Here is a 9,169-nt window from a genome sequence, read left to right on the forward strand (position 1 = left end):
GTTGCAGCGAGGCCACATATTGCCATGAAGTGATGCTGACTGGCTGACAGGGCACCGACCCTGAATGACGCTGCTCTGCACGTCAGACATTTGCTGCGAAAATGAGGGCATTGCCGCTGCCAACATGCCACAGTCAACACCTTTGTCAACCCGCACCCATTTGATGCTGCGCCTGCTCCGCCGATCGGCCACCTTGCTGGCTGGCGTTCTGCTTCTAAGCACCGGCTTGGCGCAGGCACCCCCAACACCGCCACCGCAAAAGCTGCAAAAACTTCGTATCGTCGGCGGTCTGGCCGACTTGAACCAGTACACGCGTAACGAGGCACCGTTCTGGACCCAGACCCTGGCCCGCTTGAGCGCGGGCAAGTACGATGCCGATATCGTGCCCTTTGACCGGGCCGGCGTCCCGGGCGCCGACATGCTGCGGCTGATTCAGCTCGGCGTCGTACCCTTTGGCACGGCACTGCTGAGTTCTCTTTCCGCGCGATACCCTCAATACAACGCACCCGACCTGGCCGGGCTCAACCCGGATGTAGCCAGCGTGAAGCAAAGCGTGGCCGCCTTTCGCCCCTACCTCGAAAACGAGCTGCGCACACGCCATCGTGTCGAGGTCTTGGCGCTTTACATCTACCCAGCCCAAGTTATTTTCTGCAGGCGTGCACTTGGCAGCATGGCGGATCTGGCCGGTCGGCGCATCCGCGTCTCGTCAGCCACCCAGTCCGACTTTGTCAGCGCTTGGGGCGGCGTGCCAGTGCTCACCGGATTCGGCCAGATCATGGCCAACATGGCCTCGAACAACACCGAGTGCGCCATCAGCGGCACCCTGTCAGGGTACAAGCTCGGGCTGCATGAGGTCAGCACCCATCTGCACACCCTGCCAGTGACCTGGGGCTTGGCAATTTTTGGCGCCAACCTGGCCGCGTGGGACGGCTTGCCACCCGACCTGAAGGCCTTGCTGCGGCGCGAGCTCCCAAAACTTGAAGCAGCCATCTGGACCGAGAGCGAACGCGAGACGGCAGAAGGCCTGGCCTGCAGCACCGGCGCGCAGGCGTGTGCTGGCGCACGTGCGGGTCACATGGTGACCGTGCCGCTGTCGGCGTCGGACGAGCGCAGACGGCAAGAAATTTTTAGCGCCACCGTGTTGCCACGCTGGATTGCGCGCTGTGGCGTGCGCTGTGCTGACGTCTGGAACCAGACCATTGGCCCAGCACGGCACATCCCGGCGCCAGGCGTGCCATGACGCGCGTGCAGCTACCGAGAATCACAGTCTGGGTGTTGGGGCTGGCGGGGGCGTTCCTGCTGGTGCTCGCACTGGCCGCCGCCAGCCTGATCTGGAGTATTCGGCAGGCCGCCCTGAACGAGAGCGAGGCGGAAGCCGCGCGCTTTGTCAGTGGTGCCGTGGTGGCCCTGAACCGAAGCCTGCTGGGCGTGGACGTGTTGCTGGCCAGCCTGGACGAGCAGCTGGGTCTGTCGCTGCTGGTGACAGACTGGATCGATGCCGACGCGGCCAATCGGCTGATGCGTAGCGCCGTGCAGCAAAACCTGATGGTGCGCCATGTGGCGCTGCTGGACGCAGGGGCCCGCGTGCTGGCTTCATCTGACAGCGACGGTGGCGCCCCACGCCTTGGTATGCCCGCCGCCTTTGTGGCACAGGCACTGGCACAGCCCATGTCGGAGCTGAGCATCAGCGCACCGGTGGTGAATTTCGCTAGCGCCGAGCGAGTGATCTACCTGGGGCGCCCCATCAAACTGGCCGACGGTTCCCGCGTGCTGGCGGTGGCCGAGGTCCAGGTGTCCTTACTCAATGCCATCCTGAGCCAGGGCGTCAGCATCCATGGCCTGGAAATCACGCTCGAGCGCAGCGATGGCCAGCTCTTGTCCAGCGCGCCGGCCAGGGAGCAACTCTGGGGCACCCGGCTCGACACGCCCTTGCCTCAGGGTCCGAATTGGGGCCAGGCCCAGCGGATACCAGCGCGGCTCAGCGCTCAACCGGCCCTGGTGGTTGCGCAACCGACTCTGTACCGCGATGTCCTGATTGCCGCCAGCGTGCCAATCGCCGCTGCACTGGCCAACTGGCGTGAGCAGCGCAATTTCATCCTGGGCGTGACGCTGTTGTTTGGGCTGATGATTCTGGCCTCTGCTGGTCTGGTTCTGTGGTACCTGGAGCATCTGGCCCAAGCGCGCCGAGCCATTGCCTCATCCAAGGCCGAGATCGAGCAACTGGCATTTTTTGACCCCTTGACCAACCTGCCCAACCGACGGCTGTTGATGGACCGGCTCCAGCACGCCTTGAGCACCAGTGCGCGCAGCGGTCGTTGTGGTGCGCTGCTTTTTTTGGATTTGGACCACTTCAAAACCCTCAACGACACCCTGGGCCACGAGGTGGGCGACTTGCTGCTGCAACAAGTGGCCCAGCGCCTGAAGGACTGCATGCGCGAACAGGACACGGTGGCGCGCCTGGGCGGGGACGAATTCGTCGTCATGCTCGAAGACCTAGCCGAGCACACTCTGGAGGCCGCCGCGCTGGCCCGTCGCATTGGTCTGAAAATTCTGGCAACACTCAATGAACCCTACCTGTTACAGGCGCAGAGCTACCGCAACACCTGCAGCGTGGGCGCCGCCCTGTTCGAGGCCTCGACACCCATTACTGCAGCAGAATTGCTGAAACAGGCCGACATCGCCATGTACCAGGTGAAAGCGCGCGGGCGCAACGACCTGTGCTTTTTTGATCCACAGATGCAGGCCAGCATCACGGCCCGTGCCCAGCTTGAAAAGGACCTGCAGGCGGCACTGGTGAACGGCGAGTTTGCGCTGTACTACCAGCCCCAATGCCTGCTGGCAGGCGGCGTGGTCGCGGCCGAGGTGCTGATCCGCTGGCAGCACCCGCTACGGGGTCTGCTACCACCGGTCGAGTTCATCCCGGTCGCGGAGGAAAGTGAATTGATCAATCAAATTGGATTGTGGGTGCTGCGCACGGCCTGCCAGCAACTGGCAGTCTGGCAAGACGATCCTCGGGCCTGCCATCTGCATGTCGCGGTCAACGTCAGCGCGCGCCAGTTCCGCCAACCGGGCTTTGTGGCGCAGGTCAGCAGCGTGATGCGCGAGACCGGCATCAAGCCGCACCTGCTCAAACTCGAGCTGACCGAGTCACTGGTGCTGGACAACGTAACGGACACCATTGCCAAGATGAGCGAGCTGAAAAGATTGGGGGTTCAATTCTCGATGGACGACTTTGGCACCGGGCAGTCTTCGCTTTCCTACCTGACCCGGCTACCGCTGGACCAGCTCAAAATCGATCAATCTTTTGTGCGCAATATTGACATTCACGCCACTGACGGTGTCATTGTGCAAACCATCATCGGCATGGCCAACAACCTCGGTCTGGGGGTGATTGCCGAGGGCGTCGAGACCCCAGCGCAGCAAGAATTTTTGGCTGCGAACGGCTGCACCCTGTACCAAGGCTATCTGTTTGGCAGGCCCACGCCCCTGTCCGACTTTGAAGCCCTGTTGACCCCAGCACAGGCCCTGCCGTGACCCACAGACGGCTCACCCCCACCGCAGCCCTGCTGCTGACGCTGCCGCCCATGCTGTGGGCGGGCAACGCCGTGGTCGGGCGCCTGATGGCCCCGCTGATCTCGCCCATGACGCTCAATCTGCTGCGCTGGGTAATTGCCTTCATGCTGCTGCTGCCACTGGCAGCGCCGGTGCTGCGCCGGGGCAGCGCTTTATGGCCCAGCTGGCAGCGCTTTGCAGTTCTGTCCTTGCTGAGCATCGGCGGCTACAACGCCCTGTTGTATCTGGCCTTGAACACCTCGACCCCGATCAACGTCACGCTGGTGGGCTCGATCACGCCGGTGTGGATGCTGCTGATTGGCCGGGTATTTTTTGGCATGCCCATATCTGGCAAGCAATGGCTGGGTGCCGCGCTGTCAATCAGCGGCGTGCTGCTGGTGCTGAGCCGTGGCCAGCTGGATGTCTTGTTGCAGGTGCGGCTGGTGGCGGGTGACCTGTACATTTTGCTGGCATCAGCCGCCTGGGCCTATTACAGCTGGATGCTGGCGCACCCCACGACCGAACCGCCCGACATTCGGCGCGACTGGTCGGCGTTTTTGCTGGCGCAAGTGGCACTGGGCCTGGTCTGGTCGGGCTTGTTTGCGGGCGCGGAGTGGTCCTTGGGCTTGGGGCGGCTGCATTGGAGCTGGACTATGGGCGGCGCGCTGCTGTTCATTGCCATTGGGCCGGCGGTGCTGGCCTATCGCTCTTACGGCGCTGGCGTCACCCGGGTCGGCCCCTCGGTAGCGGGCTTCTTTGTGAACCTGACACCCCTGTTTACCGCGGTGCTGTCGAGCGCGTTCTTGGGCGAAGTGCCGCACCTGTACCACGCGCTGGCGTTCATGCTGATCGTGGGTGGCATTGCGGTGTCGTCGTCGCGGCACTGAGCGCATTTGTGCCTGAGCTCTGCTCTTTTTCGCGACCAGCAACGTGGCATGGTCCTGCCCAGTGATCGGCAGCCATAATGAACCACTGGAAAACCCCAGTTCACACCGGAGACGTGCCATGAATCAAAACCGCAAGTGCAGCAACACACTCATGGCACGCATGTTCACCAGCGTGGCGGCCATCTTGGCTGGCTGCACCTCCAGCACGGTACCGGTACCGCCAGCGCCTGCCGCACCGCCACCCGCTGCCCGTCGACCGGTCGCACCCACATTGCCCGCCGTCTCCGGCGCCACCAATCCCCGCGCCTATCGACGCGATGCCGCACAGCACATTTATGACAAGAATGCGCAGCGCATATTTCACGGCCAATTGCCACCCTTGCTGTACGCCATTGGCGTGCTGGAGGTTGACGTCGACGGCAAGGGCCGGGTCACTCGCACCCACTGGCTGCGCCCACCGAAACATGCGCCTGAAGTGATCGCCGAGATCGAGCGGACTGTGCGCCAGGCCGCGCCCTTTCCGACACCGGTGCGCATGGGCCGCGTGACCTACACCGATACCTGGCTCTGGGACAAAAGCGGGCGATTTCAGCTCGCCACCCTGACGGAGGGTCAGCTCTAAAGGCGCTTGGCCTTTCAGGGCAGACCGCCATTTCGCGAAGCGAGCGAGCGCGGCCCTCAACTCTGCCAAAACATTTCCTGCGCGCGATCAAAGGAGTGGTTTGGCTTTTGGGATTAGTATGTTGGTCGAGCGTTGAGCCCATGCTGTTAGAACATCAAAACAGGAAATTGACATGACAAAAGAACTCTCCCCTTCCGAATTTGCCCTGCGCGAAGCAGCGCGCGACTACCACCGCAACCCGACACACGGAAAAATCTCGGTCACCCCGACCAAGCCGCTGTCCAACCAACGCGATTTGTCATTGGCCTATTCGCCCGGCGTGGCCTACCCATGTCTTGACATTGAAGCGGATCCCTCGCTGGTCACCGAATACACCTCGCGCGGCAATCTGGTAGGGGTCATCACCAACGGCACGGCGGTGCTGGGTCTGGGCGACATCGGTCCGCTGGCTTCCAAGCCGGTGATGGAGGGCAAAGGCTGCCTGTTCAAGAAATTTGCCGGCATTGACGTGTTTGACATTGAGCTGGACGAGCGCGACCCCGACAAATTGATTGAGATCATTGCTGCCATGGAGCCCACCCTGGGCGGCATCAACCTCGAAGACATCAAGGCACCCGAGTGCTTCTACATCGAGAAGAAGCTGCGCGAGCGCATGAACATACCGCTGTTTCATGACGACCAGCACGGCACCGCCATCATCTCCAGCGCGGCCTTGCTCAACGGGCTGGAGCTGGTGGGCAAACGCATTGAGGAAGTCAAAATTGCGGTGTCGGGTGCTGGCGCCGCCGCGTTGGCCTGTCTGGGTGTGATGGTGGGCCTGGGGGTGCGGCGCGAAAACATTTTTGTGTGTGACTCCAAAGGCCTGGTTTATGAAGGCCGCGCCGGCGGCTTTGATGAATCCAAAACCCCTTTTGCACAGAAGACCGAATTGCGCACGCTGGCCGACGTCGTCAACGGAGCCGACGTATTCCTCGGCTGCTCAGCCGCCGGCGTGCTGACGCAGGACATGGTCAAGACCATGGCGCGCAGCCCGATTATTTTGGCGCTGGCCAATCCGGAACCCGAGATTCGCCCGGAGTTGGCGAAAGCAGTACGCCCCGATTGCATCATCGCCACGGGCCGCTCTGATTACCCGAACCAGGTCAACAACGTCCTGTGCTTCCCCTATATTTTCAGAGGGGCTCTGGACTGTGGTGCCACCAAGATTACTGAGGCCATGAAACTGGCCTGCGTTCGCCAAATTGCCGACCTGGCCAAGGCCGACATCAGCGAAGAAGTGGCAAATGCCTACGCTGGCAAAGAACTGGTGTTTGGCGCCGAATACCTGATACCCACCCCCTTTGATTCGCGCCTGATCCTGCGCATTGCGCCCGCCGTGGCCAAGGCCGCCGAAGAGTCTGGCGTGGCCGCGCGCCCGATCAAGGACATGGAGGCCTACCGCCAGCAATTGTCACGCTTTGTTTACCAGACCGGCATGATCATGCGCCCGGTATTCACCGCTGCCAAGGCCGTGCCCTTGGACGCGAAACGGGTGGCCTATGCCGAAGGCGAAGACGAGCGCGTGCTGCGCGCGGTGCAGGTGGTGGTCGACGAAGGGCTGGCCCGGCCGATCTTGATCGGACGACCGGCCGTCATTGAGACACGCTTGCGTAAGGCCGGTCTGCGCTTGCGCCTCGGTGCCGATGTGGAATGCGTCAACCCGGAAGATGACCCGCGCTTTCGCCAATACTGGGAAACCTACCACCGCCTGATGGGCCGACGTGGCGTCTCCATCGAGGCGGCCAAGGCCGCCGTGCGCCGTTCCAGCACGACCATCGCCGCCTTGATGCTCAAACTCGGTGATGCCGATGCCATGTTGTGTGGACTGCTGGGTCGCTTTGACGTGCACTTGGAGCACATCCGTGATGTGATCGGGGTCAAAGAGGGCGCTTGCGGATTTGCCACCTTGAACGCCCTGATGTTGGAGAAGCGCACGCTGTTTATTGCGGACGCCTTCGTCAATGAAGACCCGGACGCCGAGCAGTTGGCCAGCATTGCCGTGATGGCGGCCGACGAAGTCCGTCGTTTTGGCTTGCCGCCCAAGGTGGCCTTTCTGTCGCACTCCATGTACGGCTCCTCGAACCACAAGTCAGCCGTCAAAATGCGCCTGGCCCATGAACTGTTCTGCAAGCTGGCACCCGATGTGGAGTCCGACGGCGAACTGCAAGGCGATGCGGCGCTGTCGGAAGACATGCGCAACGCCGCCCTGATGGACAGCAAGTTCCATGGCGAGGCCAATGTATTGATCTGCCCCAACCTCGACGCCGCCAACATCTTGTTCAATGTGCTCAAGGTTACAGGTGGCAACGGCGTTACCGTTGGCCCTATCCTGATGGGCGCCGCCGCCTCGGCGCATGTGCTCACCCCCTCTGCGACGGTACGGCGCGTGGTCAACATGACGGCATTGGCCGTGGCCAATGCTGCGCACGGCAAGGGCTTGGCTGGTTAAGGGAACAGCATCAGGCCGTGGACCAGCTCGGCTGGTCCACGGCAGATCATGGCCGGGACCAACGCGCTTCAGGGGTGGTGAGTCAGCCAGCGGCGTTGCCTGCGTTTCGGCGTTTCTGCGCTGCCTGTGAGCTGCTTTTCGGCTTTACACGCTGTCGCATTTGGACATCAAATTGAAACATGTCGGCAGCACAGTCTGGTCTATGCTGAAGCGTCTGCGTGACAGCAAGATACCGACGAAAAATTTTCAACATGCACCCGCCTCGCCCCCAACAGCGGGCGGGTCTATTGCCCAGGAGCCCAATGCCATGAATCACAAGCCTACGACCAAGAAGCCGCCTTCAGACAAGGTGACATGCCTGGTGTCGGAAATTACGATTGCACAACTGGTCGGTCAAGTTTATGAGTTGGCGCCTGCGGCTGAGCGCAGCCGCCTGCTTGAGCATCTGCTGCGCCCCTTGGGTGTGCTCTCGCTCGTCGCCATCGCCAATGGCATCTTCGCGAAGATTCGCTTTCGCAGCGGATGGCCGGACCTGCACGTTCAACTTGAAGACGCGCAGAACGTGCAAGCCAGCGACGTCATTACGCTGGTCGACCATGTCCAGCAGGTGAGCGTCCATGTGGTCGACGGCCTGGCTGACATGCTCGCGGCGTCACCGGTGATGGCTGGCTCGGCCGCCGCCGCGCTGCTGATCACCGTGCTGGTGCAACGCGCCCGAAACCGTCGAGCGGGTGACCGCGGACTGCCCCCGTCCTTGGCATGAGTTGACTCGGACGGCGTAGCTGAAGATCAAGCGGGCTGAATATCTGGCGCTGCTTCAGGCTACGTTCGCTAGAGCACAGACGAACTTGCTCAGCCGAGCTTAAATGAGGCCACTAACGCGTGCTGAAACACCCTCGCAGAGGATGGGCATCGCGATGGAGCTGGCTATGTATATCGGTTTTGGCACTATTGTGATCATCCTTCTTCTCTATCTATTTCTACGCTAGAGAGTTTCCTGGAGGCCACCCTGCGATCAGCCACGAACAATATCCGCGCGTGTCGGCCGGGTCAGGTCATCGTCACAAAGTCGATGAAGCCGCGTTCCACATCAGTGGCCACCAGCTTGACGTGGACTTTGTCGCCGACCTTCAGGCTGGTCACCCCGCGCACCAACTTGCCCTCGGCGGGTGGCGAGAATATCCGGACCCAGATGCCGTCCGTGGTGCTGCCGGTCACGATGGCGTCATAGCGCTGACCAACGTGCGACTCCAGCAACAGCGCTGCTTCTGATTTGCGCATGCGCCGCTCCACCTTTTGGGCCGAGTCCTCTTGGCGTGTGCAGTGCTGCGCCAATTCAGCCAGTTCGGCGTAGGAATAGGGCTGCGGCTTGCCGGCTAGCGCCGCCTTCAGCAGCCGTGAGGTGATCAGGTCGGGGAAGCGCCGATTCGGCGCCGTGGAGTGGGTGTAGTCACGCACGGCCAGGCCAAAGTGGCCGATCGGTGGACCTCCGGGCGTCTCCACGACATATTCGCCCGAGCCCATGAGCCGCACGATGACCAACGACAGATCAGGGAAGCGCAGCGGGTCGGCCCGGTGACGTTTGGCCAGAAAGGCTTCCAACGCCTTCGAATCGGGCTC

Annotated in this window: 7 protein-coding genes; 6 read left to right on the forward strand and 1 reads right to left on the reverse strand. The window is 62.0% G+C overall.

Annotated features, from left to right (window positions below):
- Window positions 1–124: 124 nt before the first annotated feature.
- From GZ093_RS12080 to GZ093_RS12105, 6 genes are all read left to right on the forward strand, one after another.
- On the forward strand, window positions 125–1,240 hold the full coding sequence (locus GZ093_RS12080; RefSeq protein WP_296486209.1) for a TRAP transporter substrate-binding protein: 1,116 nt from the start codon (window positions 125–127) through the stop codon (window positions 1,238–1,240).
- Complete coding sequence (locus GZ093_RS12085; RefSeq protein WP_296486211.1) at window positions 1,237–3,534, forward strand: EAL domain-containing protein; 2,298 nt, start codon at window positions 1,237–1,239, stop codon at window positions 3,532–3,534. The genes GZ093_RS12080 and GZ093_RS12085 overlap by 4 nt, the downstream gene beginning before the upstream one ends.
- Window positions 3,531–4,439: a DMT family transporter gene (locus GZ093_RS12090; RefSeq protein WP_296486213.1), complete on the forward strand. Its 909-nt coding sequence runs from the start codon at window positions 3,531–3,533 to the stop codon at window positions 4,437–4,439. Before GZ093_RS12085 ends, GZ093_RS12090 begins: the two co-directional genes overlap by 4 nt.
- Window positions 4,440–4,557: 118 nt before the next feature.
- On the forward strand, window positions 4,558–5,061 hold the full coding sequence (locus GZ093_RS12095; RefSeq protein ID WP_296486215.1) for a hypothetical protein: 504 nt from the start codon (window positions 4,558–4,560) through the stop codon (window positions 5,059–5,061).
- 172 nt (window positions 5,062–5,233) lie between these two features.
- Window positions 5,234–7,549, forward strand: coding sequence for an NADP-dependent malic enzyme (locus tag GZ093_RS12100; protein WP_296486217.1), 2,316 nt, complete (start codon window positions 5,234–5,236; stop codon window positions 7,547–7,549).
- Window positions 7,550–7,856: 307 nt separating this feature from the next.
- The gene (locus GZ093_RS12105; RefSeq protein ID WP_296486218.1) at window positions 7,857–8,312 is read left to right on the forward strand and encodes a hypothetical protein; all 456 of its coding nucleotides are present in this window, start codon (window positions 7,857–7,859) and stop codon (window positions 8,310–8,312) included.
- Window positions 8,313–8,599: 287 nt separating this feature from the next.
- On the opposite strand, the gene GZ093_RS12110 is transcribed toward GZ093_RS12105, so the two are convergent.
- Window positions 8,600–9,169 (reverse strand): RNB domain-containing ribonuclease (locus GZ093_RS12110; protein ID WP_296486220.1); only part of this gene is annotated, 570 nt, incomplete at its 5' end.

This window comes from Rhodoferax sp., from assembly GCF_010365055.1.
In the GTDB taxonomy this organism is placed as follows: Bacteria; Pseudomonadota; Gammaproteobacteria; order Burkholderiales; family Burkholderiaceae_C; genus Rhodoferax.